The organism is Methylobacterium sp. FW102-HT35C08, assembly GCF_058790235.1.
Genome location: NZ_JBYTCL010000002.1, coordinates 3,488,354 through 3,514,141 on the forward strand (window position 1 = coordinate 3,488,354; position 25,788 = coordinate 3,514,141).

The 25,788-nt window shown below is 65.6% G+C and carries 26 protein-coding genes and 2 pseudogenes; 14 read left to right on the forward strand and 14 right to left on the reverse strand.

Features of this window, described 5'->3' with window-relative positions; genetic code table 11:
* Window positions 1-19: 19 nt before the first annotated feature.
* The 5 genes from purB to hemB all read right to left on the reverse strand — a co-directional run bounded on the left by purB (window position 20) and on the right by hemB (window position 4,299).
* On the reverse strand, window positions 20-1,327 hold the full coding sequence (purB, locus tag AC3WSN_RS16605; RefSeq protein WP_492539387.1) for an adenylosuccinate lyase: 1,308 nt from the start codon (window positions 1,325-1,327) through the stop codon (window positions 20-22).
* Between the two features lie 107 nt (window positions 1,328-1,434).
* Entirely contained in the window at window positions 1,435-2,181 is a 747-nt protein-coding gene (locus AC3WSN_RS16610; protein WP_492539389.1) for an arginyltransferase, read from the reverse strand.
* A 125-nt stretch (window positions 2,182-2,306) separates the two neighbouring features.
* Window positions 2,307-2,795, reverse strand: coding sequence for an RDD family protein (locus AC3WSN_RS16615; protein WP_492539391.1), 489 nt, complete (start codon window positions 2,793-2,795; stop codon window positions 2,307-2,309).
* A gap of 80 nt (window positions 2,796-2,875) precedes the next feature.
* Window positions 2,876-3,244, reverse strand: coding sequence for a hypothetical protein (locus tag AC3WSN_RS16620; protein ID WP_492539393.1), 369 nt, complete (start codon window positions 3,242-3,244; stop codon window positions 2,876-2,878).
* Window positions 3,241-4,299: a porphobilinogen synthase gene (gene hemB / locus AC3WSN_RS16625; RefSeq protein ID WP_192707439.1), complete on the reverse strand. Its 1,059-nt coding sequence runs from the start codon at window positions 4,297-4,299 to the stop codon at window positions 3,241-3,243. Before hemB ends, AC3WSN_RS16620 begins: the two co-directional genes overlap by 4 nt.
* Before the next feature lie 210 nt (window positions 4,300-4,509).
* Here hemB and AC3WSN_RS16630 point away from each other — a divergent pair, with 210 nt between their 5' ends.
* Complete coding sequence (locus AC3WSN_RS16630; RefSeq protein WP_192707438.1) at window positions 4,510-4,968, forward strand: DUF6163 family protein; 459 nt, start codon at window positions 4,510-4,512, stop codon at window positions 4,966-4,968.
* A gap of 160 nt (window positions 4,969-5,128) precedes the next feature.
* On the forward strand, window positions 5,129-5,641 hold the full coding sequence (gene ldtR, locus AC3WSN_RS16635) for a transcriptional regulator LdtR (protein WP_192707437.1): 513 nt from the start codon (window positions 5,129-5,131) through the stop codon (window positions 5,639-5,641).
* A gap of 7 nt (window positions 5,642-5,648) precedes the next feature.
* Here ldtR and AC3WSN_RS16640 read toward each other — a convergent pair whose 3' ends face one another.
* A complete protein-coding gene (locus AC3WSN_RS16640; protein WP_210331655.1) occupies window positions 5,649-6,251 on the reverse strand; it encodes an exopolysaccharide biosynthesis protein in 603 nt (200 codons plus the stop codon).
* A gap of 302 nt (window positions 6,252-6,553) precedes the next feature.
* Between AC3WSN_RS16640 and bcsS the strand changes: the two genes are divergently transcribed.
* Window positions 6,554-7,273 carry a cellulose biosynthesis protein BcsS gene (bcsS, locus tag AC3WSN_RS16645; RefSeq protein ID WP_492539396.1) on the forward strand — a complete coding sequence of 240 codons (720 nt, stop codon included), beginning with the start codon at window positions 6,554-6,556 and terminating at the stop codon, window positions 7,271-7,273.
* On the opposite strand, the gene AC3WSN_RS16650 is transcribed toward bcsS, so the two are convergent.
* Together AC3WSN_RS16650 and AC3WSN_RS16655 are read right to left on the reverse strand one after the other, a co-directional pair.
* The gene (locus AC3WSN_RS16650; RefSeq protein WP_492539398.1) at window positions 7,240-8,844 is read right to left on the reverse strand and encodes a cryptochrome/photolyase family protein; all 1,605 of its coding nucleotides are present in this window, start codon (window positions 8,842-8,844) and stop codon (window positions 7,240-7,242) included. The two genes, bcsS and AC3WSN_RS16650, sit on opposite strands and share 34 nt — an antisense overlap.
* Window positions 8,845-8,848: 4 nt before the next feature.
* A complete protein-coding gene (locus AC3WSN_RS16655; protein WP_492539400.1) occupies window positions 8,849-9,010 on the reverse strand; it encodes a hypothetical protein in 162 nt (53 codons plus the stop codon).
* 111 nt (window positions 9,011-9,121) lie between these two features.
* On the opposite strand from AC3WSN_RS16655, the gene AC3WSN_RS16660 reads away from it, so the two are divergent.
* Window positions 9,122-9,985: a formyltransferase family protein gene (locus tag AC3WSN_RS16660; protein WP_492539402.1), complete on the forward strand. Its 864-nt coding sequence runs from the start codon at window positions 9,122-9,124 to the stop codon at window positions 9,983-9,985.
* Window positions 9,986-10,056: 71 nt separating this feature from the next.
* Complete coding sequence (locus tag AC3WSN_RS16665) at window positions 10,057-10,398, forward strand: hypothetical protein (protein WP_192707433.1); 342 nt, start codon at window positions 10,057-10,059, stop codon at window positions 10,396-10,398.
* Window positions 10,399-10,411: 13 nt separating this feature from the next.
* Here the strand turns inward: AC3WSN_RS16665 and AC3WSN_RS16670 are convergent, their stop codons facing one another.
* Window positions 10,412-11,446, reverse strand: a complete 1,035-nt coding sequence (locus AC3WSN_RS16670; protein ID WP_492539404.1) for a hypothetical protein — start codon at window positions 11,444-11,446, stop codon at window positions 10,412-10,414.
* Window positions 11,447-11,719: 273 nt separating this feature from the next.
* On the opposite strand from AC3WSN_RS16670, the gene AC3WSN_RS16675 reads away from it, so the two are divergent.
* Entirely contained in the window at window positions 11,720-11,995 is a 276-nt protein-coding gene (locus tag AC3WSN_RS16675) for a PilZ domain-containing protein (RefSeq protein WP_492539406.1), read from the forward strand.
* Window positions 11,996-12,028: 33 nt separating this feature from the next.
* Here AC3WSN_RS16675 and AC3WSN_RS16680 read toward each other — a convergent pair whose 3' ends face one another.
* Entirely contained in the window at window positions 12,029-12,208 is a 180-nt protein-coding gene (locus AC3WSN_RS16680) for a hypothetical protein (RefSeq protein WP_238199212.1), read from the reverse strand.
* Between the two features lie 231 nt (window positions 12,209-12,439).
* Between AC3WSN_RS16680 and AC3WSN_RS16685 the strand changes: the two genes are divergently transcribed.
* Window positions 12,440-13,396, forward strand: a complete 957-nt coding sequence (locus AC3WSN_RS16685; RefSeq protein ID WP_192707429.1) for an alginate O-acetyltransferase AlgX-related protein — start codon at window positions 12,440-12,442, stop codon at window positions 13,394-13,396.
* Window positions 13,397-13,498: 102 nt separating this feature from the next.
* On the opposite strand, the gene AC3WSN_RS16690 is transcribed toward AC3WSN_RS16685, so the two are convergent.
* Together AC3WSN_RS16690 and rnhA are read right to left on the reverse strand one after the other, a co-directional pair.
* Window positions 13,499-13,789, reverse strand: coding sequence for a hypothetical protein (locus AC3WSN_RS16690; protein ID WP_192707428.1), 291 nt, complete (start codon window positions 13,787-13,789; stop codon window positions 13,499-13,501).
* 335 nt (window positions 13,790-14,124) lie between these two features.
* Entirely contained in the window at window positions 14,125-14,787 is a 663-nt protein-coding gene (gene rnhA, locus AC3WSN_RS16695; protein WP_492539409.1) for a ribonuclease HI, read from the reverse strand.
* Window positions 14,788-15,761: 974 nt separating this feature from the next.
* Here rnhA and AC3WSN_RS16700 point away from each other — a divergent pair.
* Both AC3WSN_RS16700 and AC3WSN_RS16705 read left to right on the forward strand, forming a co-directional pair.
* Entirely contained in the window at window positions 15,762-16,580 is an 819-nt protein-coding gene (locus tag AC3WSN_RS16700) for a Crp/Fnr family transcriptional regulator (RefSeq protein WP_373622737.1), read from the forward strand.
* Window positions 16,581-17,673: 1,093 nt separating this feature from the next.
* Window positions 17,674-17,967, forward strand: a complete 294-nt coding sequence (locus AC3WSN_RS16705) for a hypothetical protein (RefSeq protein ID WP_492539411.1) — start codon at window positions 17,674-17,676, stop codon at window positions 17,965-17,967.
* Window positions 17,968-18,251: 284 nt separating this feature from the next.
* On the opposite strand, the gene AC3WSN_RS16710 is transcribed toward AC3WSN_RS16705, so the two are convergent.
* Complete coding sequence (locus AC3WSN_RS16710; RefSeq protein WP_492539413.1) at window positions 18,252-19,583, reverse strand: hypothetical protein; 1,332 nt, start codon at window positions 19,581-19,583, stop codon at window positions 18,252-18,254.
* Window positions 19,584-20,042: 459 nt separating this feature from the next.
* On the opposite strand from AC3WSN_RS16710, the pseudogene AC3WSN_RS16715 reads away from it, so the two are divergent.
* From AC3WSN_RS16715 to AC3WSN_RS16725, 3 genes and pseudogenes are all read left to right on the forward strand, one after another.
* Window positions 20,043-20,294 (forward strand): annotated as a pseudogene (locus tag AC3WSN_RS16715) (transposase); the annotation flags it as partial.
* 61 nt (window positions 20,295-20,355) lie between these two features.
* Window positions 20,356-21,539, forward strand: a protein-coding gene (locus AC3WSN_RS16720) for an IS3 family transposase (RefSeq protein WP_492539415.1) whose coding sequence is annotated in 2 segments (ribosomal slippage) — window positions 20,356-20,653 and window positions 20,653-21,539 — 1,185 coding nt in all. Because the reading frame shifts where the segments join, the coding sequence is not laid out codon by codon here.
* Between the two features lie 32 nt (window positions 21,540-21,571).
* A pseudogene (locus tag AC3WSN_RS16725) lies at window positions 21,572-22,600 on the forward strand (IS3 family transposase); the annotation flags it as partial.
* Between the two features lie 140 nt (window positions 22,601-22,740).
* Here the strand turns inward: AC3WSN_RS16725 and AC3WSN_RS16730 are convergent.
* The gene (locus tag AC3WSN_RS16730; RefSeq protein ID WP_492539417.1) at window positions 22,741-23,076 is read right to left on the reverse strand and encodes a hypothetical protein; all 336 of its coding nucleotides are present in this window, start codon (window positions 23,074-23,076) and stop codon (window positions 22,741-22,743) included.
* 605 nt (window positions 23,077-23,681) lie between these two features.
* On the opposite strand from AC3WSN_RS16730, the gene AC3WSN_RS16735 reads away from it, so the two are divergent.
* Window positions 23,682-24,125 carry a YidH family protein gene (locus AC3WSN_RS16735; RefSeq protein WP_192707422.1) on the forward strand — a complete coding sequence of 148 codons (444 nt, stop codon included), beginning with the start codon at window positions 23,682-23,684 and terminating at the stop codon, window positions 24,123-24,125.
* Between the two features lie 69 nt (window positions 24,126-24,194).
* The gene (locus AC3WSN_RS16740; protein WP_492539419.1) at window positions 24,195-25,691 is read left to right on the forward strand and encodes an arylsulfatase; all 1,497 of its coding nucleotides are present in this window, start codon (window positions 24,195-24,197) and stop codon (window positions 25,689-25,691) included.
* The last annotated feature ends 97 nt before the right edge of the window (window positions 25,692-25,788 follow it).

Consider the following 25,788-nt stretch of genomic DNA (forward strand, 5'->3'; position numbering starts at 1 on the left):
AGCAGGAATCGTGCGGCGCTCAGGCCGCGCCGAACACCCGCGCAAAGATCGTGTCCACGTGCTTGAAGTGGTAGCCGAGATCGAAGCACTCCTCGATCTGCTCCGGCGAGAGCGCCGCGGTGACTTCGGGATCGGCCTTGAGGAGCGCCAGGAAGTCGCCCTCCCCGCGCCAGACCGGCATCGCATTGCGCTGGACCAAGCGGTAGGCATCCTCGCGCGACACGCCGGCCTGCGTGAGCGCCAGCAGGACCCGCTGCGAGTGGACGAGGCCGCCGAGCCGGTCGAGGTTCTTCTGCATGTTGGCCGGGTAGATCAGCAGCTTCTCGATCACGCCGGTCATGCGGGCGAGCGCGAAGTCCAAGGTCACGGTCGCGTCGGGGCCGATCATCCGCTCGACCGACGAGTGCGAGATGTCGCGCTCGTGCCAGAGCGCCACGTTCTCGAGCGCGGGCGTGACGTAGCCGCGGACCATGCGGGCGAGGCCGGTGATGTTCTCGGTGAGCACCGGGTTGCGCTTGTGCGGCATGGCCGAGGATCCTTTCTGACCCTCGGAAAAGAACTCCTCGGCCTCCAGTACCTCGGTGCGCTGGAGGTGGCGGATCTCGATGGCCAGGCGCTCCAGCGACGAGGCGACGACGCCCAGCGTGGCGAAGAACATCGCGTGCCGGTCGCGCGGGATGACCTGGGTCGAGACCGGTTCGGCAGTCAGGCCCATCTTCTCGGCGACGTACTGCTCAACGCGCGGATCGATGTTGGCGAAGGTGCCGACCGCTCCGGAGATCGCGCAGGTGGCGACCTCCTCGCGGGCCGCCACGAGCCGGCTCCGGTTGCGCTCGAACTCGGCATAGGCCTGGGCGAGCTTCAGCCCGAAGGTCACCGGCTCGGCATGGATGCCGTGCGAGCGCCCGATGGTCGGCGTGAGCTTGTGCTCGACGGCCCGCGCCTTCAGGGCGGACAGCAGCGCGTCCACGTCGGCGATGAGGATGTCGGCCGCGCGCACGAGCTGCACGTTGAGGCAGGTGTCGAGCACGTCCGAGGAGGTCATGCCCTGGTGGACGAAGCGTGCCTCGGGACCGACGATCTCGGCGAGATGCGTGAGGAACGCGATCACGTCGTGCTTCGTCACCGCCTCGATCGCGTCGATCCGGGCCACGTCGAAGACGGCGTCCTTGCCCTTCGCCCAGACGGTCTCGGCAGCCTCCTTCGGCACCACGCCGATCTCGGCCAGCGCCGTCGTGGCGTGAGCCTCGATCTCGAACCAGATCCGGAACCGGCTCTCGGGCGACCAGATCGCGGTCATCGCGGGGCGGCTATAGCGGGGGATCATGGAGGCCTCGGCACGGTCCGGATTGCGTGCGAGGCCGGTAGCATGCGGCGGGCCGGCCGCTCAATGCATACGGATCATGCCCGTGGGACACGGGATGTGGAGAGACCTCACTCGGTCCGCACCCAGCCCTGTCCCATCAGCCGCTCCTGGGGCCGGAAGCGCGACTTGTAGTCCATCTTGCGCGAGCCCTCGACCCAGTAACCGAGATACAGATACGGCAGGCCGAGCTGGCGGGCCCGGCGGATGTGGTCGAGGATCATGAAGGTCCCCGGCGAGCGCCCGGCCTCCGTGGGATCGTAGAACGAGTAGACCATCGACAGCCCGTCGGCGAGGACATCCGTCAGGCAGAACGCCAGCGGCGGGCCCGAGCTGCGGCCGGTGATCGCCGTGTCGGGGACGCGCCGTCGGTATGACACCAAGTGCGTGTCGACGTGGCTGTCCTCGACCATCATGGCGTAGTCGAGGACGGTCATGTCGACCATGCCGCCATCGCCGTGGCGCGCGTCGAGGTAGCGGCGGAACAGGGCGTACTGCTCCGAGGCCGGCCGGTTCGGCTCCGGGGTGCCGACCCAATCGGTGTTGCGGGCCAGGATGCGTCGCTGGCTGGCGCTCGGCACGAACTCGTCCACGACGACGCGCACGGAGACGCAGGCACGGCAGGTCTCGCAGGCCGGGCGATAGGCGATTGTCTGCGAGCGGCGAAACCCGCCCTGGGTCAGGATCTCGTTGAGGTCGCGGGCTCGGCGCCCGACCAAATGGGTGAACACCTTCCGCTCCTCCTGGCCCGGCAGGTAGGGGCACGGCGAAGGCGCGGTGAGATAAAATTGCGGCGTATCGCGGGGATGGCTGGTCACGCTTCTTCTGGACCCTGCGCCGGATGCATCCTCTCGGCGCCGGCATACCAGTTTACAGGTGGCGTGGCCGGGCTCAATGCCCCCGGCCAGCCGGCCCGCGGGTTTTTCGTCGCGTCAGAACGTCCTCAGCGCGCGTGGACGACCGCGAGGCCGAGCAGCAGATCGTGGGCGAGCCGCCGGTCGGACCGCATCAAACCGAAGGCGATGTCGACGCACCACAGCAGGAAGGTCGAGATCGCCACGTAGAAGAGCAGCGCGTGGACGGCCGCCGTGATGATGTCGACCCGCGCTCCGCTCTCGGGCGCGATCGTCCGCAAACCCATCAGCCGCTGGCCGATCGTGCTCTGCTTCGCGCCGCCCACCGTGATCGCGCTGTAGATGATCCCGCTCGCCGGCAGGACGGCAAAGAGCGTCCAGCCCAGGCCGAAGGTCACGACACCGACGACGGTGATCAGCAGCGTCAGCAGGACCGTGAACCCGAAGATGAACAGGATATCGAGGAGATACGCCACCGTCCGACCGCCGAGGCTGGCCCGCACGAAGGGCACGGGCAGCGAGGTCGCGTAGCCGGGTGCATCGAAACGCTGCGCGTAGCCGGGTTGAGGGTTCTGCATGGTGTCGCGTCCTGCAAACGAGGCTGCAGCCGGAGAGGTGGGTGCGCTCCGCAGAAGCCGCAAGGGCACAGGTTTCTGCGTCACCGTTCGGCCGGGTCGCCGGCCTCGGCGTCGGGCGTGTCGAGATAGAAGCGCTTGAGCATGTAGAGCGAGGGGCCCGACAGGCTCGTGCTCTCGGTGGCGACAGCCACGAGGGTCGACCCGGCGTCGAAGCGGCAGGTGAGCCAGTGCTGCCGGTTGCCGTCGGCGTAATCGACCCGCACCGTGTTGGCGGCCGGGCCGGTGGCGGCCCGCAGCAGGCGGATCCCGGCCTGGGGCGCGATCGCCGGAAGGGCGCGGCGGCAGGTGGCGACCCGCTCGCGCCGCAGGGTGTCCTGACAGGCGGCGAGCCCTCCGAGAAAGCCCGCCACCACCGCGGCCCCGAGGAGCCAGCGGTGCAGGCGCCTCACGGCTGGCTGCGCAGACGTTCGGCGACGCGGGGGGCGTGATAGGTGAGGACCCCGTCGGCCCCGGCCCGCTTGAAGGCGAGCAGCGCCTCGACCATCGCGCGATCGCCGTCGAGCCAGCCGTTCCGGGCGGCGGCCTCGATCATCGCGTACTCGCCGGATACCTGATAGGCGAAGGTGGGCACCTGGAACTCGTCCCGGACGCGGCGGATGATGTCGAGGTAGGGCAGGCCCGGCTTCACCATCACCGAGTCGGCCCCTTCGTCGAGGTCCAGCCGGACCTCGCGCAGGGCCTCGGCCGAGTTGCCCGGATCCATCTGGTAGGTGCGCTTGTCGCCAATCAGCGCCGCCTTAGTGCCGATCGCGTCGCGGAACGGTCCGTAGAAGGCGCTGGCATACTTGGCCGCGTAGGCCATGATCTGCACGTCGAGGAACCCGGCCTTGTCGAGGCCGGCCCGGATCGCGCCGACGCGCCCGTCCATCATGTCGGAGGGCGCGATGATGTCGGTACCGGCCTCGGCCTGGATCAGGCTCTGTTCCACCAAGATCGCCACGGTTTCGTCGTTCAGGATCGCGCCGTCCTTCATCAACCCGTCGTGACCGTGGCTGGTGTAGGGGTCCAGGGCGACGTCGGTCATGATCCCGACTTCCGGGACGGCGCGCTTCACGGCGCGCACCGCCCGGCAGACGAGGTTATTGGCGTTGAGCGCCTCCGAGCCCGTCGGATCACGCAGTTCGACCTCGGTGAACGGGAAGAAGGCCACCGCCGGGATGCCGAGCCGCGCCGCGCGTTCCGCTTCACGGACGATCTCATCCACCGAGAGCCGCTCGACACCCGGCATGGAGGCGATCGGCTCGCGCCGCCCCTCGCCCTCGATGACGAACATCGGCCAGATCAGGTCATCGACCGTGAGCGTGTGCTCGCGGACCAGACGGCGCGACCAATCCGCCTTGCGGTTGCGGCGTGGCCGCTGGGTGATCTTCAGGCCCTCGACACGGGCACCCTCGCGGGCGGCCTCCACGGCGATGGGACGCGGCTCTGGCAATGTGTCTGACATGCGGCTTCGCTACGGTTCGCGCGGGCAATGCCGCGGACGGCCGGCGCACCGGCGCCGAAGGCGTGGGACTAGCATAGGGGGCGGACAGGGCGAAACCCGACCGTTGACGCAGCGCGACGGAACCGCTTCAACCCGGCGCATCCCTCACCGACCGACCAGGATCTTGTCCCAGAACATGAACCGGCTCTCCGCACCCGCGAGCGCGTCCTAGTGCCCGGCTACCTTCCGATCCGGCGCAAGGCGCCCCGGCCCGGCGAGATCCCGACCGACCGGATCGAGCGCGCTCAGGGGCCGGCGCCCGGCACGTGGGACACCGTGCTCATCTGGTTCATGCGCATCACGGCTCTCGCATGGCTTCTGAAAAGCATCCTGGCCTGGGCAACGATCCTCGACGTGCTTCCCGGCGCGCGGCCGTTCGAGGTCGAGCCCTTCGGCCGGCAGGCGGCGATCGTCTATTTCGCGGTGGTCGACGCCGCGGCGGCGATCGGGCTGTGGCTCACCAGCGCCTGGGGCGGCGTGATCTGGCTGCTCGCCGTGACGTCGGCCATGACGCTGGCGGTTCTAACACCGCAACTTCTGCCGCTACCGGTTCCCCTGCTCGTATTCGGGGCCAGCGTGGTGACGTTGTACTTCCTGCTCTCCTGGCTCGCCGCCCAGGAAGCACGGTGAACGAAATGTTCTGATCTTCGCTTCAGTTTGTCTTTACCTCGAAGAGTAAATCGCGAATTCATCCTGTCGCTTAAATCGCCTTTCATTCCCGGGCCCTAGCTTCACCAACATCAGCCGCCCCGCATTGTACGGAGTGGCAGCATCAGATGGCGAGGCAGAGATGAAGACCCAGAGCGCCCGAGTCGCGAAGATCGAGGCCCCCGAAGAGGCGTCGTCCGCGAAAGGCTCCTACCTGGAGGCACTCCACCTCGTGGAGCGGCTTCACCGTCGGCTGCTCGACGTGATCAAGGACGAGTTCGAGCGCCGTGGCCGCGAGGACGTCAACAGCGTCCAGGCGCTGCTCCTCTACAACATCGGCGACAAGGAGCTGACCGCGAGCGAGCTGCGGACCAAGGGCTACTATCTGGGCTCCAACGTCTCCTACAACGTCAAGAAGCTCGTCGAGGCGGGCTACCTGCACCACGCCCGCTCGAAGACCGATCGCCGCTCGGTCCGGATCAGCCTGACCGACAAGGGTCGTCAGGTCCACGAAATCATCCAGGGGCTCTACGACAAGCATGCCCGCACGATCGCGCCGATCGGCGGCATCTCGGACGACGATTTCGGCCGGCTGAACCAGGCGCTGGGCCGCCTCGAGCGCTTCTGGACCGACCAGATCCGCTACCGCCTCTGACGGACCGTCAGAGGTTGAGGAGACCGAGGATCCCTGCGATCACCGCGTAGGCGAACCCGGCGTTGATGGCGACTCCGAACAGGCCGATCACGAGGCCGCCCATGACCACGACCCCGTCGCGCTCGACGAGGCCGAGACCCACGAGGCAGACGGCGAGACCCAGCGGGATCTGTCCCACGATGGGCGCGGCCACGATCAGCGCCAGCGCCAGGGCCAGCAGGACGATCCCCATGCCGCGCATGCCGAGCGCGGTCTCGAAGACGCTCACGCGCGGCCGCGACCAGCGCTCCAGCCGCCGCAGGATCGGCACCGCCCGGGTGACCGCGCGCCGCACGTCGGCGAGGGCGATGGAGCGGCCGAGCAGCATGCGCGGCAGCCAGGGCGCCGACATGCCGGCCGCGATCTGAATCGCCACGAGTAGCAGAAGCAGGCCGCAGATCAGCGGGATCGGCGGCGGCATCGGCAGGCAGTTCGGCAGGCCGAGCAGCACGACCAGCAGCGCGAAGGCGCGATCCCGCAGGACCGCAACGATGTCGCCCACGGTGAGGCGCTCGCCCTCCTGGCTTGCCAGCACCGTGAGAACGTCCGACGTGCGTGCACCGGAGGTCAAGGATCCGCCAACCTTCGCTTTCCAGCCGGGGGCTCTAGCCGAGAACATCTGGCACGCCAAGCACGGCAGATTCGCGACAGCGCGCCGGCTCTCGCCTGGACGGCGACGACCCACCTCAGGATGCCGATATACCTCTATGTAAATCACAAGTAATCTCAAGCACCGCGTCCGGCATCTGCAACGTTTGCCTCAGATCCCGTGCAGACGCGCGATGTTTGCAGGGGATCTCTCGAAACAAGGCCTGCAGATGATCGTGGCATCATCTTAGCTTTCTGCCTCGAAGCCTGGGGCAGAATCGTTCGATGCCGCGCAATCCGACCATAGGACGTAAGTTTGCCGGCATTACCGTCATGGTTGCTCTGGGTTTTGCTGCGCATCCACGCGCGACTTCCGCTGGGGAGATCGACACCCTCCTGTTCGGCAGCCTCGATGCGAGCGCGGCGACCTTCCTGACCCTCGGGGCAAAGGCGGCGTGGGGCGCGCGCGATCAGGACGGTTTCGTCGCGCTCGCAAGTCTCGGCGGCGGGCATCGCGACGAGCGCGGATCCACCGAGGCACGCCAGCGCTATACGGCGAGCGCCGCCTTGGTCGTCGGCTACCAGTGGTTCTTCGATTGGGGCGTCGTTGCTGCCTACGCCGGTCCTGAGGGCATTCGGGAGATGCTGCTCGATGGTCGCGGCCTCTCCGCGCTGGAACCGCATCTTGGTCTTCGCCTGCAGGGCGAGATCTGGGCACGGCCGACGGCGGCCACGCTCGTGCAGGCGAATGCGGTGGTTGGCTCGGCACGCGACAGCGTGTGGGCCCGCCTCGCCTGGGGCTACCGGCTCTGGGACACGTATCTTGGCCCGGAGGTGGCCGCCTATACGGACGCCACGGGCTATCGCAAATGGAATCTCGGCCTGCACGGCACGGATTTCACGCTGGGCCGCTACAGCTTCCGGGTTTCGGCGGGCCTGCAATCCGAGACCGGCCGGCGCGGACCCGGTCCTTATGTGGCACTCGCCGTGTGGTCGCCCTGGTGAAGCGCGGCGGGCTCGCTGCTCAAGGCCTTCAGGAAAGAGGCCGCGTCGCGCCGGATCTCCGCGCGGCGCTTGTCGCCCAGACCGCGCAGGGTTCGATACGGCATGGTCATCCGCTGATTGCCGGCCAACCGCTCCTCGTTCTCGATCAGGAAGTTCCAGTACAGATAGTTGAACGGGCAGGCGTCCGGCCCGGACTTGACCTTCACGTCGTACGCGCAGGCCGCACAATAGTCCGACATCCGGTCGATATAGGCGCCCGAAGCCGCGTAGGGCTTCGAGCCCATCACGCCGCCGTCGGCCCAGAGCACCATGCCGTGCACGTTGGGAAGCTCGACCCATTCATAGGCGTCGGCGAAGACGATCAGGTACCACGCCTCAACCTGCGCCGGATCAAGCCCGGCGATCAGGGCGAAGTTGCCGGTGACCATGAGGCGCTGGATATGGTGAGCGTAGGCGTGGGCGCGGGTGTCCGAGACGACCTGCGCGATGCAGTTGAGCTTGGTCTCGCCCGACCAGTAGAACCACGGCAGGGCGCGGCCGGCCCGAAGCGCGTTGGTCTCACGGTAACCGGGCATCCGCGCCCAGTAGACGCCGCGCACATATTCGCGCCAGCCGAGGATCTGCCGGATGAAGCCCTCGACGCAGTTCAACGGTGCGACCCCCTCGCGATAGGCCCGCTCGGCGGCCCAGCAGATCTCCTCCGCGGTGAGCAGACCGGCATTGAGGGCCGGCGACAGCAGCGCGTGATAGAGGAAGGGTGCGCCGGTCTTCATCGCGTCCTGGTAGTCGCCGAAGGTCGGCAGGCACGCGGCGATGAAATGCCTGAGCGCGGCGAGCGCGTCGGTTCGCGTGACCGGCCAGGAGAAGCCGTCCAGGTCGCCGAAATGGTCGCCGAACTCCTGCTCCACGAGAGCGATGACGTCGCGCGTCAGCGAATCCGGCTGAAAGCCGATCCGGTCCGGCGGACGATGCGTCTTCGGCAGGCGCTTCCGGTTGTCGGGATCGAAGTTCCAGCGGCCGCCGGCGGGTTCGGCACCATCCATGAGCAGGCCGGTCCGGCGCCGCATGCCGCGGTAGAAGGTCTCCATGCGCAGGTGGTGCCGGTCCTCGGCCCAGCGGGCGAAATCCTCGCGCGGGCACAGGAAGCGGTTGTCGGGCCGGATCTCCAGCGGCACCGGCAGGGTTTCGCGCCAGTCCTGCATCATCTCCCAGACGCGCCACTCGCCGGGCTCGGTGACCACGACCCGCTGCGGGCGATGCCGCGGGACGGCGCGCTCGAGCTCGCCGGTGAAGCTGCCGGAATTGCCGGCCTCGGTCAGCCGCACGTAATCGACCGTGATCCCCTCGGCCTCGAGTTCGGCCGCGAAGTGGCGCATGGCGGCGAACAGGAAGGCGATCTTCTGCTTGTGATGGCGGACGTAGGTCGCCTCGTCCCGCACCTCGACCATCAGGACGACGTCGTGCTCGGGGTCGATATCCACGAGACTGGACACGCGCCGGGTGAGCTGGTCGCCGAGGACGAGGCGCAGCGTCGACCGGGCCAGGCGCGGCGGGGCCGCTCTTACCGGCATCGCCTCAGACCTTCGCGCTGAACGGCGTGTCGCCGCGTTCAGCGGCGTTGGACTGGCGGCCGGGATCTCGGGCGATCAGATGCAGGGCGTACCCGCGAGCCCGCAGAACCCGCCCTGCGGCGAGGCCGGTACCGCCCGTCCCGCCGTAGATCATCACCCGCCGCACGCGGAGCCCTCCTGCTACCCATTCCGTCGCGATCAAGGTAAGGCCGATGGCGCCCTCGGGCAGGCGGCCGGGACCGCGCCCTCCACGTGCACAAGGTCGCAGGCGGGAAGCATGAAGTTCGCGTTTGCCGGTATCGACTTCCTGGGCGGCGTCTTCGAGGGCTTCCTGGATGCCGGCTGGACGCCCGTGAAGCTGTTCACGCGGCCCTGCGACGGAATCTACGACCACAACGAGGTGATCGTCGCCCGCGCCCGATCGCTGCGCCTGCCGATCCAGCTCTCGCGCATCCGCGAGACCGACATCGCGGCGCTTCAGGCCGAGCACGGCAAGGATTGCGCGCTCGTCGTCGCCGGCTATCCCTGGCTGGTGCGGGGTTGGCGCGGCCGCCTCGGCTACGGCCTAAACTTCCATCCCTCGCCCTTGCCGACCGGGCGCGGTCCCTACCCGCTCTTCCGGGCCGTGCTCGACCAGTACGAGACCTGGGGCGTCACGGCGCATGTGCTCGCCGACGGTTTCGACACCGGCGATATCCTGGCTCAGGAGATCTTCCCGTTGAGCCGGCAGGAGAACCACGAGACCTTGCTGGCGAAATGCCAGATGGCGGCCCGGCGCCTCGCCGCCGGACCTCTCGGACGCGATCTCCCCAATCGCTGGCGCCGGGCCGAGCCGCAGGGCGATGGTTCCTACTGGCCCCGTGCCACGGATGCCGACCGCACGCTCGATTTCCGCCAGGAGGTGGATGCCGTCCTTCGGCGCGTGCGCGCGTTCGGCACCGTCGAGACCATAGCGCGCCTCGGCGATGCGCGCGTGTTCGTCGCCGAAGCCCATGGCTGGCGCGAGCGTCACGGGCATACGCCCGGCTCGGTCGTCCACCGCCATCGCCGGCACGTGGTTGTGGCGGCACTCGACGGCTACGTGCAGATCACCCGCTGGTCGCCGGTCCCCCTGGCGGAGGCCGGCCAGATCGGCCGCTGACCGGGACAGTTCCGGGAACCGATCGGTGGCCGCGCGGGTTTCCGGCTGCCTCGAAGGTCACGGAGACCGCCATGTCCACACGTGCAAGCCTCGCCGCGTCCCTCGGCTTCGCCGCCCTGTTCACCGGCTCGGCCTTCGCCCAGGCCGTGATCGTGGCACCCGACGATTTCGGGCCGGACGACGACGTCATCGTCCGCGATTACATCGTGCGCCGCCCGGTCGGGCCCGGGCCGATCGTCGGCTCGATTCCGCTGCGACCCGGTAGCATCGTGCCGGCCGATGTCGAACTCGCACCCTTCACGGACGCTCCGAATCCGCGCCTGCGCCGCTTCGGCTACTTCGTGGCGCCGGGCGACAAGATCGTGGTGGTCGATCCCGCCACCCGCGCCGTGGTGCGCATCCTCGACCGCTGACGTCCCCGCGCCCCTACCAGTCGCTGAGCGTCGCCCGCTTCCAGCGGTTCGGGGCGACGCAGCGATATTCGTAGGCCGCGTCCCAGGCGTGTTCGCCGGGGTTGCAGGGCGCGCTGCTGCTCTGCGGCGGCCGCGGCATCGCCTCGCGGACGTTGGCCGCCTCGACCTGTCCGGTGTCGCTGACCCGGAACACCGGCGCGCCGCCCAGGCCGTAGACGAGATCGCGGCCGTCGAAGCCGAGGCTGCGCGAGAAGCCACCGTCACGGTTCCCGTCGAGGCCGATCGACTGGCCGGAGCCGAGCAGAATCGCCGGGCCGGTGAAACGACCCGCGGCGGCGTCGATGCCGATGCCGTAGGTGCCCTCGCCCTGGAACGAGAAGCCCCGGTCGGTCACCGAGCCGGTGAGATTGCCCATCAAGATCCCGTACCCGGTATGGGCACCCGGCACCCCGCCGGTCGAGATCTGCAGACCGACGCGCTGGCGATTGCGGTCGGTGGTCGGCGACTGTGCCGAGACGTCGACCTCGGCGCCGATGCAGGAGGCAACCGGATCAGGCTCGTCGGTCATGTCCACGCAGTTGAAGTTGCCGGCCCAGGATGGCCCCACCGGCCCCAGCCCGTTCGCCTCCTTGAAGATCGTCCCGTTCACCGCGACGTTCTGCGCGCCCGTACTGGCGAGGGCGCGATTGTGCAGCTCTCCTGTGATCGTCCACTCGTAGCCGGCATTGTTGGGACCTGACGAGCCGAGCGCCCAGACCGCCTTGTAGGTGTGGGTTGCCTCACCGGAGCCCTCCGGCACGTGCCGGTCGACCCGCAGGGTGGAGACCGGATCGAAGCCCTGCGGCCGATTCCACAGGAAGACGTGGCCACCGTCGATCCCGGGCAGACCGGTCCCCTGGACGTTGCGGGAGAAGTTCGGCGGCCACGCCGGCGCTGCAGCCGGTGTCAGCGGCTGACCGGGCATCTCGGCGACCGCCGAGCCCTGCGGAGCCATCAGGGTGCCGGCCAGAACCAGCGACAGGAGAGCAGCACCGGAGCAATTGCGCATGATCGGATCCGATCTTCGTTTGGCGCCCCTCTGGATCGAACCGGCGAAGGTGCCCGCGTCCAGATAGGCAGCGTCCTGCCCTCGGCCATGGCCAAGGCCAGGGACATCGCCGGATCTCGAAGCCTGTCCCGTTGGTGCCCGGTCATCCGCGCGGAACGAAGTCCGGAAGGTCTGCGGATCTCGATCCAGATTGATCGTCAATGATTTCTTAGCGAAATCAGAAGAATATTCCGGATATTGCCATCTCGGCCCACCTGCGCAGGGACATCGCCGATGTACCGGACTGCAAAGCCGAGCCAAAATTACGTGGAGCGGCGCGCGACCGAGCGGAAGCCGACCGCCCTGCTGGCCTTCGTCCAGCATCCCGACGGTTCGCGATCCGCCTGCCAGGTCAAGAACATCTCGGACGACGGCGCGATGCTTGAGTTCCTGGGCGCGCAGGCCGTCGTGCTGGCGCCCACCTTCGATCTCGTGCTGACTGTCGCCGAGATGCGCTACGCGGTCACGTTGGTCTGGCGCGAAGGACAGAGCGCGGGCGTCCGGTTCTGACTCGGACAGGTCTGACGGACGATGCAGCCGACCTCAGGCTGCCAAGGCGGCCATCAGCGTGAGCCCGGCGGCAGGCAGCGTAAGGGCGAGAACCGCGAAGGTGTCGAGGGGCGCGGGATGGCTGGCGGCGAGCCAGCGATGCTCGGCGAATTTCTCCGCCGCGAAACCCGCGAGCACGAGGCTGCAGCCGACAAAGGTCACAAGCGCGGACATCGGCCGCCGCCTCTTCCAAACGCCGCGCAGAACGTTGCGCCTGATCGAAGTACCCCGAAGCAGCCCATAAGGTTTCACCGAACGGCGGCGGCGCGGGCGAAAAACATCGCGGGCAGTCTCTGCCCGGCCTCCGGCACCGGCGGGCTTGCAATCCGGCCCGGTTCCGTCGAGGCGGGTGCGCGAATTGTCCGGCGGGGGCATTGCCGGCACGACAGGAGGGGCGGACCTTTCATGAAGAGCGGCAACGGCGTCGCCGTCGGGCATGAGGGCTGGCTGTACTGGGTCGGGCGCGCTCGTGAGGTCGAGACCTTCTACGGCGACACAGCGGCGTCGCGTCGGATCCTCGGGCGCTGGGCACGCCTCATCGCCCGGCGCGCACGCCGTCTGGACGAGCTCGGCATCCGCCACGTGCACACGGTCGTGCCTGACAAGCTCGCCGTCTATCCCGACCGGCTCGGCCGCCCGTTTCCCGGTCTCGGCGATCCACCGAGCGTCCGCCTCGGCCGCCTAGTTGCGCGAGACAGTGCGGCCACGATGGTAGACCTGCTGACCCCCTTGTCCGCGGCGCGCGCCGAGGAGCCGGTCTATCTTCGGACGGATACGCACTGGACCTACCGCGGCTATCTCACCGCCTATCGCGCTCTCTGCGAGGCGCTCGACGCACCGGTCGCCGAGCACGTGTTCGCGGGTTCGAGCCAGCAGGAGCGCTTCACGTTCGATCTCGGCGAGAAGCTGACGCCGCCGGTCGCCGAGGATTACGTCGCCTACGACTTCCCGCGCCGCGCGGAACGGACCGAAGCGAACGCACTGGTCCGGGTCCGCGAGACGGGTCAGGCTGTCCGGCTGCGCGGCTTGTTCGTCGGATCACGCGTGGTGCTGACCAACCCTCAAGCGCCCGATCCGCGTCGCGTCGTCCTGTTCGGCGACTCGTACATCTACAGCCCGGGCGCGCGCCTGACCGCGATGCTGGCGGAGACCTTCGCGGAGGTCCACGCGATCTGGTCGGCCAATATCGACTGGGCCTATGTCGAGGCGGTCCGGCCGGACGTGCTGATCTTCGAGATCGCGGAGCGGTTCCTGCGGCAGGTCCCGACGGATCGGATCCGCATCGATGCCTTCGCGGCGGCACGCGCGCGCCGGGCGGTGCGGCCGACCCTGCGCGCGCGGATCCGAGGCTGGTTGCGCTAGGCCATCCGTCCCGTCGAGACCGCGTGGGGCTGCCCGCGAAACGAAGGACCCCCGCCGCGCAGGCGCGGCAGGGGTCCGGAAATTCCGCAGCCGTGAGGCTCCTCAGTAGCCCCGGCCGTAATAGCCCGGACCGCCGCGGTCGTAGGCTCCTGCGGCGGCCGCACCAGCCGCCGCGCCCGCGATACCGAGGCCGATCGCGGCACCCGTCGAAAGGCCGCGGTGACGCCGGTAGCCGTAGTCGCGATGGCCGCCATAGCCGCGGTCGTAGCCCCGGCCGTATCCACCATGATGGCCGCCGTAGCCGCCGTATCCATAACCCTGCGCCTGGGCGCCGGTGGCGCCGATCGCTCCGACCGACAGAGCCAGGGCGGAGATGAGAGCGAGCTTCCGCATCGATGTCTCCTTCGCTGTTGCGTTGGACGACCAATGCCAAACGTGTTGATGGGTTCCGATCTTTCGGGGATGGCTCCGGCGCCTGCGCCAATTGGCGCGCTCGCGTCAACGGATCCGATCAGGGCTGCATCCGCCGGCCGTATGTGGTCGCCACGGTCCGCTTGCGACCACATACGGGACGACCGCTTCCCATCCGGAGCAGCTCGTCAGGGAAACCGCCCGAATTGGCCGCGGCTTGCCAAAAGGGCGGACCGTCCGGTGTCCGCGCGGCGAACGCATGGCGCAAGATTGGGCTCGAGCCGGCGACCAGGCGTCACCGCACCCGACCGCGTCCACTATCCTCGGCTCGACCGCAGGCGTGCAACCTCGCTCGGCCCGATCTCCAGGTAGAGGCGGATCGCATCCTCGACGAGGGCGTCGGGAGTGACACCCGCCGCCTTCGCGGCCCGCGCGACCTGAAGGCCGAGCGCAAGATCGATGCGCAGGTCGGCTTTCTGGCTCGGCGACGCTGGCGCCGGGACAGGCGCAGGGAGGGGCGCGGCACTGTTGCGCGACTCGAACTTGCCGAGCTTGGCCTCGCGACGGCCACGGTGGACGAGAGCGTCGGCGCGCTCATTCAGACGGTCGCCGGCATGCCCCCGGACCCAGGTCCATTTCACGTCGCGCGCAGCATTGAGTTCGTCGAGGCGCTTCATGAGGTCGATGTTCTTCACCTCACCCGTCGTCGTGCGCCAGCCTTTCGCCTTCCAGCCGCGCATCCATTCGGTCACCGATTTGACGACGTACTGGCTGTCGCACCGCATCTCGATGGCGGCCCCGGCCGGGAAATGCTCGAGGCCCTTGATCGCGGCCGTCAGCTCCATGCGGTTGTTGGTCGTGGTGCCGGGCTCCCCGCCGCACAGTTCGACCGTGCCATCCGGGGCCGCAATGACGACCCCCCAACCGCCTGGACCGGGGTTCGGGTCGCAACCTCCATCGGCATAAACGATCGTTCGCATCGTGGCGTCGGCCCTTCCGTGTGGGGTGGTCGATGGGAGGCCGCCATCGATGCCCGAAATTGGCTGACAGATGGTATCCCTAACCGCGGCGCGGTGCCGCTGGAGGGCGGCGCGCCGCGCAGCCTATCGATCGCCGATGACACGCAGCAGGCATGGGGCGGGTCGGCGAAATCGCGGGTGTCGCCAATCTGCTGCTCCTGACCGTGCGGCTCCCCGCAGGGCTTGGGTCGAAACCCGGACGGCGAGGCAATGCGTGGCGCTGTCTCCCCTCCCCCCGGACCGTGGAGGTGTCCGCTTTCAGCTCGGTCGATCAAGTGACAGCGGATGCCCGGTGCGGATGATTTTGCGACGGTGGGTCAGGGAGTTTTCCGAAGGGCGCTTCGAGCGCGGATCTTCGCACCAGCGCGCGGCATGCCGAGTCCGGAGTCTTTGGTAAGCGGTAGCACTCCTCAGCGCGCCTCGGCGCCGAATACCCCTGAGCCAACCCTCCATTTGATGAGGACAGCGGCCAAGCGGGCTGTTGTTAAGTCGCCTCGCCAGCGCCAATCCGCAGCTCTCAGGAGTCGGCGGCCTCAGTCAGTGCGCGTCTGAGCCGGGGCGTACCGGCAGGATGGAAAGAGGATCGGGATGGATCAACTTGTCTCCAGCAGTCACCTGGAGATCCGCAAGCGGCCGCACTTGGCCATTGTCTTAGGATCGATTGTCGTTGCGGTAGGGATTTGGTTTGTCATTTATAAGATTAGCGGCCGAGTGATTTGGCTCTGGTAGCGAAAAGAAGAGCCGCGATCATGTGCGAGGCTCGCTTCGGTCTGGATCGGACAGCCCTCGGAAGGTGAAACGAGTGCAGCGTCGGCGGCGTACCATTTGTTGGAGCACCTTTTGCCTTCGGCCTGGCACCGATTGCCGGCTACCGCGCCGTTTCAGGCCTGCGCTGAAAATCTGCTACACGCACGGGCAACGACCAATCGTCGTGCATGGATTGCTCCATCGGCACGCGCGAAGCCCGGGTGCGCAACAGGCAGATGTCAAATCCTTTCATCCGGAAATTGGCATCGCGAGCGCATCTCGATGTCGACGACGTGTCGGCTCTGCGACAGGCCTTATGCAGCGTCTCTCAGGTGGAAGCCGGTCAGGATCTAATCCTGGAAGGCGAGTGTCCGGACGCCGCCTACGTCATTCTCGACGGGTTCGCCTGCCGCTACAAACTCGTGCCTGACGGCGGCCGTTCGATCGTGGCTTACCTGGTACCCGGGGACGGCTGCGATCTGCACGCTTCGATTCTCAATCGTGCGATCCACTCGGTCGCTACGCTGACTCCCTGCTCGATCGCCACACTGCCTTACCAGAAGATCAAAGAACTTGCCGCCACGCGGCCGAATATCTATCGCGCCCTGTGGCGTTCGATCCTTGTCGATGAAGCGGTTTTACAAGAATGGCTTGTTGGGATTGGGCGCCGGTCCGCCGACAAGCAGGTTGCCCACATCATCTGCGAACTTCTCGCCCGGTTGCGTGCGGTAGGGCTCGGTTTCGAGCCGAATTATCATCTGCCTCTGACACAGCCTGAACTGGCGGATACAGCCGGGCTCTCGAACGTTCACATCTACCGCGTTCTCGCGGACCTTCGGAAAGACGGCTTAATCGAGAGCGGCCGACGATATATAAGCGTTCCGGACGTCAAGCGATTGGAGAACTTCGCTAGGTTTGATGCCAGCTACCTTCTTCTTTCTGGCCCGGATGAAAACCCCGCACCGGTTGGAAAACTGCCGGACATGACGGGCCAGGTCAGGCGATGAACCCGATAAAGCGCGGCGACCATCTCCGATACCATCCGAGGACATTGTAGAGTGCCGGCGCAATCTCAGTTGTCAGGATTGGTCAAATACGAGCCCACAAGATATCCGGATTGGTGAGCTGACAAGTACGCCACCGTAATCAGAGCTTGCTCCACACCCATGCCATGCGTCAACGAGAATATTACAACACATAACATCAAGATAGAAACCGAAGAAACCACGAGGTGCTTTGCCCGCAGCGTATAAGCGATATATAATCCAGAGATAAACAGCAATATCGCAATAAGCATTGGATACCCGACGGGCCTTCAGCACCGATATTGCGCGAGCCGGATCACTGTTCCGGACGACGCCTGGCCCAGCAGCTAGGCCGCGTCCTGCAATTTGCAAACCATTCTTCATCCTAGTTACAGCAGAATGTCGGCATTGTTAGCGATGAAAGATGATGGAGCGTCCTTTTGAAGCTCCCTCGGAGCCGTTCGGCAGACGGGCGCCCCCTGCGGGCGCGCCTAAACCTCTGCTCCTGGCAACTCTGGCAGAGCGGGGGCGTCCACACGCGGGAGATCCACAAGACGCCCATCGCCGACCTCGACCATCCCATCGCGACGAGGAAGCAGCACGCGGCCGAGCGTCCGCGGGCCGTGGCGGCGGACGCCCATCTCGGCACGCACCGGATTGGATCTAGCTTCGTCCGGCAACCGGAGAAGCAGTCCAACTCGATCCGGCGCAGCTCGACGGCGATCATCCTCAGAGCGCCGGCATAGTCCACACGCAGGAAGCCGCGCTGCGAGTGAGTCCAGAACGGCTGTGGCACCGTCCGGTCGAGCCGGCGCGCCTCGGCGCCGGACGGGTTGATGAAGGCGAGCGCGCTCGCCCGCCGCGCCGACCATTTCGCTGGCAGGGCGAGGCGTGCTCCGAAAGGCGTTCGATCTGATCGCGCCAAGTGGTGACAGCGGCAGGAAGGACATCGCAGGTTGCGCCGACGGCACGCCCAGCGAGCTAGGGCTGAATGGTTGCCGAAATCGGAAAAAATCGGCTCAGTGGACCGCGGGCGGCGATCGAGTCGTCACCAAGATGTTCTGGGGGTCGTTGCATGACGAGATCGGCAGATGAGATCAACGAGCGCGCCGACCGCAAGCACGCGAAGGAACACCGAAGTTACGTCGAAGGCGTTCAGCTCGGAAATGAAGCCATACTAAAGGCTCTTCTCTCATCTGTGATCGCCATCTATGAGCCTGAAACTGCCATAGAGGAGTCTAAGATAATCAATCAAATCAAATTTTGGGCGCTTCGCTCGCTTCCGCCAGCGAAATCTACGGTCAACAGCGGAGATGATTTGGAAAATCTGGTGGCAAGATCGGTCATTCGAACCGTATTTGAGCGCTAGCGCATCAAATCAGCTTGACCGAGCGCTTCGGCGCGGCTTGCAGTGTGGACAACGAGGCTTACAGGGCATGCGCGCTTGAGACCGATCGCGACCGAGCGTCGAAGCTGTCCGGTCTGCAACAAGGTGAGCGGCACTTAGATAAAAGCGCTCACGCAAGAGGAATTGGTAAGCAACCGCAGCGCTTCGATTGCCCAGACGATTGGCGCCGACATGGCACTCGCGTCATCGGTGGAGGTTCCCTGGCTCGGAAAAGCGCGTGTGGCGACGCATTGCTCGCCGCGGCCTCAGTTCCGTCGAGGCACGACCGGCGTCGACCGCACCAGATGCGCAAAGCCTGGCGGCACCACGGCAGAGGTGCGGATACTGCTATCCATGATGCGCCAGTCAAAGTACGGGCGCTCGTCCGGCTTGCCGGTCGCGGCCCGCCAAGCCGCGAAATAGGCCGCAGGGTCGGGTATGCCGCCACTCGCCGGGTTCACCACAATGGGGGTGGCCAGAGGGCCGAGGTTGCCGTCGTAGACAAGGCTGGCGGGCGCCTGACCCCGCAGCACAACAACTCCGGAATCGGGGCGCGCGGTCGGGCCGGCGTAACACCACGAGTCCCGGATGGTGATGCCGCCGCCACGGGCGTAGCCGCCCGTATCGACCTGCCCGGTCGTGTTCGAGTTTGCGGCAGTGAAGTGATAGGCAATCGGGATGCCGCCACCCTCCCCGCCGAAGCGCACGCTCTGGGCACTGAACGTGCCGCGGACATCGGCCCAGCGCGAGCCGGCCACGAAAGCGTTCGGGCCGCCTGATTCCCGCCAAAGCACGGGTACGCCACACCAGCCGGCTCCGAGATTGAGTATCTGGAAGTAGCGCACAGCGTGGTTCATGCAGAACACGGCGCGGTCGGGTGAGAAATTATCGAAGTGTGGTTCGGACCATCCACCCATAACATTGGTAACGTCGGTCTCGGTGCGGATGTCGCCGTTGCAGCGGACGAAGTGGCAGCGGACCACGTCGAGGACCGTGGAGTAGGCACCGGTGACATCGACGGCGTAGTCGGCGGTGTCGCCGATCGAGAGACGATTGAGCTCGATCAGGCCGTCGTCGATGTTGGCGTTTCCGACGGCAAGCGCGTGAAGGCCACCTTGCAAGGTCAGATCTTCGAGGATCAAGCGCGTGAAGCCGAAGCGCCCGGGATCGCTGGACGGGCGGCCGTCGAGCAGCACGATTGCCTTATCCGGGGTCCAGATCCGAGCGCGCCCGGCTCCGCGCATGCAGTGGGTCGGCAGGATCGGCGCCGTGACTTTGATGTTGCCGCTCAACTGCAGGGCGGGAAACAGCCATGACCGGCTCGATCCATCCGGCGCCTGCGCCAGCGCCTTGATCGTCGAGCAGGCGTTCTGAAGCGCGACGGTATCGTCCTTCTGCCCGTCGCCGACAACGCCGAACATGTGGGCGTGATAGCCGCCCAGGCGGATCTGCTCGGGAAGCGTTGCGATCGCGGGCGCCCCCAGCGCGGCACCGCTGCCGCTTGCAACGATCCGGCTCGCGAACGCGCCGCCGAGCATACCCCCAGCGGCGCAAGCTGACGCGAGGAGCAATTGCCGGCGTGTCGAATCGGTACTCATAGGCCGTTGTATCGCGGTCGTCCGCCGCCATGCCAACCTGCGACCCGGCTGCTTCCAGCAGCGGGGTGACGCGGCGGTCGCCAAAGCGCGGGTACTCCGACACCAGGGCGACGAGGGCAGGGTCAGCCCGTTCGCATCGGCGGGCGGCGTGGGCATGGCGCGCTGCGTGCCCCCAAAGGCTGGCTGATGATCCGGCGAGAAGCTCGTTGGGACGGATCTGGACAATGGAAAAACCCGCCGAGTCCTCGACCGGGCGGGTGACGTCGATCGACAGCGCGCTAGGCTCGAACCGAGGACTTACAGATTAAAATTTCGTCTGAGCCTGTTTCAACGCCGACCAAGGCGAGAAGTTGCATAGGGTGAAGTTGCGCCCACCGTGTCGCCCGTCAGGACTGACCTGACCGGCTGGCTTTGGACCGGGCTGATTGAGCGGATCAGCCAGGACCAGAGGCGTCGGACATGCGGCGAGGTCAGAAGACGAGCGCGGAGCAGGTCGTGCTGAAGCTGCGCCGGATCGAGGTGCCGACGGCCCAGGGCAGCCGCTTAGCACTGGCGTGCAATGAGGCGGAGATCTCCGAGCAGAGTGACTCACGCTGGCGCAGGGAGTACGGCGGCCGGCAGGTCAATCAGGCGCGTAGGATGGAAGACCTGGAGCGCGAGAACGCGCGGCTACGCCGGCTCGTAGCTGACCTGTCCTTGGTGGGTCAGGTTGATCCTCCCTCGGCTTCGCGGACACCTCTGATACGCTCATGCTGAGCGGGGAAGGTGTCGGATGGCAAAGACGAGACGAGAGTTCACGCCCGAGTTCAAACGCGAAGCGGTCGCCCTTCTGGAGAGCAGCGGCCGGCCGCAGATGCAGGTCGCGGCCGAGCTCGGGATCCAGCCCTCGATGTTGCGGCACTGGCGGGCCATGCTGAACGGGGCCTCACCCCCGCCGCGGCCGGCAGGATCGACGGGCGCCTCGCCACCAAGCCCGATCGCATCGCCGTCCGATCAGGCCGCCGAGATCGCCCGGCTGCGGCGAGAGCTCGACCGCACGCGCATGGAGCGCGACGTGCTAAAAAAAGCCATCGGCATCTTCGCGGAGATGCCCAAGTGACCTTCGCCTTCATCGAGCAGCATGCGCGGACCTGGCCGGTGCGTCTCATGTGCCGCGTGCTCGGAGTCTCACCCAGCGGCTTTTACGGTTGGCGGACACGGCCAGAGAGCGCCCGCTCGGCCTCCAACCGCCAGCTCCTGGACGACGTCCGGCGTATCCATGCCGCCCATCATCGGCGCTATGGTGCGCCGCGCGTGCATGCCGCCCTACGGGCCGAGGGCCGGTCCGTCAGCCGCGGGCGGGTGGAGCGCCTGATGCGCCAGCACGGCATCCGCGCTCTGGCGGAGCGTCGGTTCCGGCCCTGCACGACCGACAGCCGTCACGATCTCCCGATCGCCCCGAACCTCCTGAAGCAGAACTTCTCGGCCGCGCGGCCAAACAAGGTCTGGCTAGCCGACATCACCTACCTGCCAACCGGCGAGGGCTGGCTGTACCTGGCCGCCGTCCTCGATCTGGCCACGCGCAAGATCGTCGGCTGGTCGATGCGCGATCATATGCGCACCGAGCTGAGCGTGGCTGCACTGATGATGGCCGCCCAGCGGCAGCGACCGGCCGCCGGGCTCATCTGCCACTCGGATCGCGGCAGCCAGTACGCAGCCGAGGCCTACCGGAAGCAGCTCGCCGCCATGGGGGCGAGGCCGTCGATGAGCCGCACGGCTTGCTGCTACGATAACGCCCCGATGGAGAGCTTCTTCCACACGCTCAAGGTCGAACTCGTCCATCAGCGACGATGGGCAACCCGGGACGACGCCCGACGCGACCTGTTCGCTTACATCGAGGGCTACTACAATCGGCAACGCATCCATTCGGCACTCGGCTATCTCACGCCCGAGCAAGCCGAGAGGACCGCGAGCTAATCTCCCCGTGTCTGCGAAATCAGGGGAGGATCAAGGTGTTGGCGGACGTCGCTCGGGAACCTTATAGCCCCCGAGCGACGCCGGCAGGCAGTGGTCGGCATCCGGGGGACGTACGGTCTCTCGGAACGTCACGCCTGCCGGATCGTCGGTCAGCACCGCGGCACGCAACGCACCGTGCCGACCGTGCCGGCCGATGAGGATGCACTGACCCAGGCCATCATCGCCCTGGCGTCCGAGTACGGGCGTTATGGCTACCGCCGCGTCACCGCGCTGCTGCAGGCAGACGGCTGGCAGGTGGGCAAGGACCGGGTTCAGCCCATCTGGCGTCGCGAGGGGCTCAAGGTCCCGCAAAGGCATCGACCACGCAGCCGGCTTTGGCTGAACGACGGTTCGTGCGTTCGGCTGCGCCCAGTCTACCGCAATCACGTCTGGAGCTTCGACTTCGTGCAGGCCCAGACCCACGATAGTCGGAGCCTGCGCATCCTGACGCTGATCGACGAGCACAGCCGGGCCTGCCTCTCCTTGAAGGTGGCGCGGCGCATCAACAGCGTCGGCGTGATCGAAGCGCTGGCCGACGCGATGTGCCTGCACGGTATCCCGGCGCACATCCGCTGCGACAACGGCCCTGAACCGAAGGACCGCGCAGCGAGATGGTCTCGAAGGCACTGCGCCAATGGGTCGCCAAGACGGGGGCGCAGATCCAGTCCATCGCACCCGGCTCTCCGTGGGAGAACGGGTACTGTGAGAGCTTCAACGGAAAACTGCGCAACGAGTGCCTGCGCCAGGAGATCTTCTACTCGCTCAAAGAGGCGCCGATCGTGATCGGTCTATGGCAGAACACATACAACCGCGTCCGACCGCATTCGTCGCTGGGCTATCGACCGCCCGGGCCCGTCAGCGACCCGGATCTGGCCTTCCGGCTACCCTGGCAGCGGCCATGCAGTAGCCTCTCACTCAGCCCGGTCCAAGATACCGGTCAGGTCAGGATGTCTCGCGGCTGCGCGTGCGCTTCACCGATCCTTGCACCGCTCGCGTGCGTGTATCCACGACCCCGATCATAAGAGGGCATTGTCGGCTCCCGAGCGTGTCCGAAGATCTACCAACGTCCATGACCCGGTTAAGTCCAATGGCTGCGTGCCATGACGTAGTCGGACCCTGTCCAATCCAGCGCCAGGTGAGTATCGGACCTCGCCGCCCGCGCTCAGCACCCGTTACAGACCCCGTCATCGTTCAGCAGCTTCTCGTCGATGCGGTGGGCACGCAGATCCATCTGTCCGATCTGGGCGGCCTGATTTCCCGGGAGTGCGCCCTCGCTTACGTCGAGCGGAGGCGTCGTGATCGCCTGCTGTTCCAGGCGGTTGATCTCGGCGTTTGTGGGGATGGTGACCTCGCTCTGCGCGATACGGGCGGGCGGGTCTGCCAGGACGGGTCCTCCGAAAGTCCCGAACGACAGCGCGAGTGTCATCGTGACGAGCAGCATGCGTGGGATCTTCATCGACGGCTCCCGAACGATACGCACCAACGCCGTTGCCAGCATGAACCAGGCTCGGCTGCTCGGCTTGATCGGATGGGACAAGAGCGGGAGGTCTCAGAACAGAGCCTTCCATGGAATGCCTCCGCTCACGGCATTCTCCCTTTGCATGGGACGGCAAAGAAGGAGCTTATTGAGCTGCTCTTAGTTGAGTGTTGCAGGAAACATTTGCCGCCCACCCGGCTCATCCATGTTTGGCGATGATTTAATGTTCCAGCGCCATCCAGAACTATGCACTTAGAATTCTTAATAAGAACGACGCCGCAAGGAGCTGAAAAGCTAAATTGTGAAGACGCGATCGCAATCTGATCTCGCGCCGAGAGGTATCTTGACATCTATGTAGGCCAGTCGCGCTCAGCGAACGATATGTCCCATTCAGTCAAGCATTCTTGTCCGCAAGCGGACATTCTGCGACCGAATGTTGATTCGGCATCGTCAAAGTCGTCGGTCCATCTTTCTGGCCGGCAATCACCGCGGTGCTCTCGGGATCCTTTCTGCACGTGATCGCCAGCGCGCAGTCTGCACGCGTCCCCTGCCTTTGGTCTGACGCGCGCCCGAATGGAAACTCGCGACCCAGCCGAGATGAACCGCTATCGGACGGCGACCGCAGCATGGCAAATTCAGGCAAAATCCCGAGTGCGGACAGGTTCGAGGTGAAAGTCACGGCGGACAGCCATTTTGCTTGGCTCCGCACCCGCCTAAGCCTTGAACGCACGATGATGTCATGGCTCCGAACGGCAGTTTCGCTGATCGGCTTCGGCTTCGCAATCGTTCAGTTTTTCGAGCATCTGCAGCAGATGCCGGGAGTTCGACCCGCTAATCGACCAGAAGAAGCGCTATATTTGGGTCTTGCGCTAATCATATGCGGCGTACTGGCCCTTGTTGTCTCTATGTGGCAATATTGGTGGACCGTCCACTACCTGTGGGACGGAGCATTCACCAAACTCGCTGGGATGACCCGAGACGGTATGCGATCGCCAGTTCTCGCGATTGCCGCCCTCCTGATCTGCATCGGCGTGTTCGCGTTCTTTGCCGTGCTGCTGCGCCTCGCCTAAGCCCTCGTGTCGCGCGGCAGGAAATGACGTGACGCTCCCAAGTCGCCGGACCAATACAAGGAGATCGCGATGGCCAAAGCAGGCAAGCCGAACATCCTCATCCTCTGGGGCGACGACATCGGCTGGTGGAACATCAGCTATAACAGCCGAGGACAGATGGGTTACCGAACCCCCAATATTGATCGGATCGGCAACGAAGGCGTCGCTTTTACCGATTATTACGGCCAGCAGAGCTGCACAGCCGGCCGTGCAGCTTTCATCACGGGCCAAAATCCAATCCGCACCGGCTTGACCAAGGTCGGCATGCCAGGAGCGGATGTTGGTATCAGGGCGGAAGATCCTACCATCGCAGCCCTGCTGAAACCGTTGGGATATGCCACTGGCCAGTTCGGCAAGAACCATCTTGGGGACAAGGACGAGTGCCTCCCAACGATGCATGGTTTCGACGAGTTCTTCGGCAATCTCTACCATCTCAATGCCGAAGAGGAACCGGAAGACTCGGACTATCCGAAAGATCCAGCATTCAAGCAGCGATTTGGGCCCAGAGGAGTCCTGCACTGCTGGTCAGACGGTCGTGGTGGACAGAAGATCGAGGACACGGGCCCGCTCAACAAGAAGCGCATGGAAACGATCGATGAGGAGACCACCTCGCATGCGCTCAGGTTCATTGATGAATGCCACAAGGAAGGCAAGCCCTTCTTTGTTTGGTACAACACGACCGCCATGCATTTTCGGACCCACTGCGCCGAGAAGCATAAGGGCAAGAGCGGAGGCCAGGGCGACTACAACGATGTGATGGTGGCCCATGACGAAAACATTGGCCTCATGCTCGCCAAGCTCGATGAACTGGGCATCGCCGACCACACTATCGTCATGTACTCGACGGACAACGGTCCACATTACAACAGCTGGCCTGATGCCGGGATCACTCCGTTCCGCAGCGAGAAGAATACCAATTGGGACGGCGGCTGGCGTGTACCTGTCTTCGTACGCTGGCCCGGCAAGATAAAGGCGGGCTCGGTTTTGAATGACATTGTGAGTCATCAGGACTGGCTTTCGACGTTTCTCGCTGCCGCCGGAGAGACCAATATCAATGAAAAACTCCTTGAAGGTTACAAGGTTGGTGCGCGGACGTACAAAGTCCACATCGACGGCTACAATCTGCTGCCGTACTTGACAGGCGAGGCAAACGAAAGTCCTCGAAATTTCTTTTTTTATATCAGCGACGATGGTGACATATTAGCGATCCGCCTAAAGGATTGGAAGTTGGTCCTGATGGAACAGCGCGCCAAACAGCTTATGTGCTGGTTCGAGCCGTTCGTGAAATTGAGGGCACCGAAGATTTTCAACTTGCGCCGTGATCCGTTCGAACGCGCCGATGAAAATTCGAACACTTATTGGGACTGGGTAATATCTCACGCTTATCTGATTTATGGGATGCAGGCTGTTGTGGCGCAACAGCTCGCTGCATTCGAGCGATTTCCACCGCGTCAGAAACCGGCAGCCTTCAACCTCGACGCTGTACTTCGTCAGCTGGAAGAAGCGTCCAGTAGCAGCCATCATTAACTCGCTGTCGTACAGTCCAGATGATAGGCGGGCGCTGTCACAACCAACACCCTCAGCTCGGCACAGCCGTAGCCTCGCAGAAGGTCCGACATCAGCG

What these genes read in the sequence shown, in the direction of transcription:
- purB (WP_492539387.1), bottom strand. Translation starts at nt 1,327, where the DNA reads ATGATCCCCCGCTATAGCCGCCCCGCGATGACCGCGATCTGGTCGCCC.
- AC3WSN_RS16615 (WP_492539391.1), bottom strand. Translation starts at nt 2,795, where the DNA reads ATGCAGAACCCTCAACCCGGCTACGCGCAGCGTTTCGATGCACCCGGC.
- hemB (WP_192707439.1), bottom strand. Translation starts at nt 4,299, where the DNA reads ATGTCAGACACATTGCCAGAGCCGCGTCCCATCGCCGTGGAGGCCGCC.
- ldtR (WP_192707437.1), top strand. Translation starts at nt 5,129, where the DNA reads ATGAAGACCCAGAGCGCCCGAGTCGCGAAGATCGAGGCCCCCGAAGAG.
- bcsS (WP_492539396.1), top strand. Translation starts at nt 6,554, where the DNA reads ATGCCGCGCAATCCGACCATAGGACGTAAGTTTGCCGGCATTACCGTC.
- AC3WSN_RS16650 (WP_492539398.1), bottom strand. Translation starts at nt 8,844, where the DNA reads ATGCCGGTAAGAGCGGCCCCGCCGCGCCTGGCCCGGTCGACGCTGCGC.
- AC3WSN_RS16660 (WP_492539402.1), top strand. Translation starts at nt 9,122, where the DNA reads ATGAAGTTCGCGTTTGCCGGTATCGACTTCCTGGGCGGCGTCTTCGAG.
- AC3WSN_RS16665 (WP_192707433.1), top strand. Translation starts at nt 10,057, where the DNA reads ATGTCCACACGTGCAAGCCTCGCCGCGTCCCTCGGCTTCGCCGCCCTG.
- AC3WSN_RS16670 (WP_492539404.1), bottom strand. Translation starts at nt 11,446, where the DNA reads ATGCGCAATTGCTCCGGTGCTGCTCTCCTGTCGCTGGTTCTGGCCGGC.
- AC3WSN_RS16675 (WP_492539406.1), top strand. Translation starts at nt 11,720, where the DNA reads ATGTACCGGACTGCAAAGCCGAGCCAAAATTACGTGGAGCGGCGCGCG.
- AC3WSN_RS16680 (WP_238199212.1), bottom strand. Translation starts at nt 12,208, where the DNA reads ATGTCCGCGCTTGTGACCTTTGTCGGCTGCAGCCTCGTGCTCGCGGGT.
- AC3WSN_RS16685 (WP_192707429.1), top strand. Translation starts at nt 12,440, where the DNA reads ATGAAGAGCGGCAACGGCGTCGCCGTCGGGCATGAGGGCTGGCTGTAC.
- AC3WSN_RS16690 (WP_192707428.1), bottom strand. Translation starts at nt 13,789, where the DNA reads ATGCGGAAGCTCGCTCTCATCTCCGCCCTGGCTCTGTCGGTCGGAGCG.
- rnhA (WP_492539409.1), bottom strand. Translation starts at nt 14,787, where the DNA reads ATGCGAACGATCGTTTATGCCGATGGAGGTTGCGACCCGAACCCCGGT.
- AC3WSN_RS16700 (WP_373622737.1), top strand. Translation starts at nt 15,762, where the DNA reads ATGGATTGCTCCATCGGCACGCGCGAAGCCCGGGTGCGCAACAGGCAG.
- AC3WSN_RS16705 (WP_492539411.1), top strand. Translation starts at nt 17,674, where the DNA reads ATGACGAGATCGGCAGATGAGATCAACGAGCGCGCCGACCGCAAGCAC.
- AC3WSN_RS16710 (WP_492539413.1), bottom strand. Translation starts at nt 19,583, where the DNA reads ATGAGTACCGATTCGACACGCCGGCAATTGCTCCTCGCGTCAGCTTGC.
- AC3WSN_RS16730 (WP_492539417.1), bottom strand. Translation starts at nt 23,076, where the DNA reads ATGCTGGCAACGGCGTTGGTGCGTATCGTTCGGGAGCCGTCGATGAAG.
- AC3WSN_RS16735 (WP_192707422.1), top strand. Translation starts at nt 23,682, where the DNA reads ATGGCAAATTCAGGCAAAATCCCGAGTGCGGACAGGTTCGAGGTGAAA.
- AC3WSN_RS16740 (WP_492539419.1), top strand. Translation starts at nt 24,195, where the DNA reads ATGGCCAAAGCAGGCAAGCCGAACATCCTCATCCTCTGGGGCGACGAC.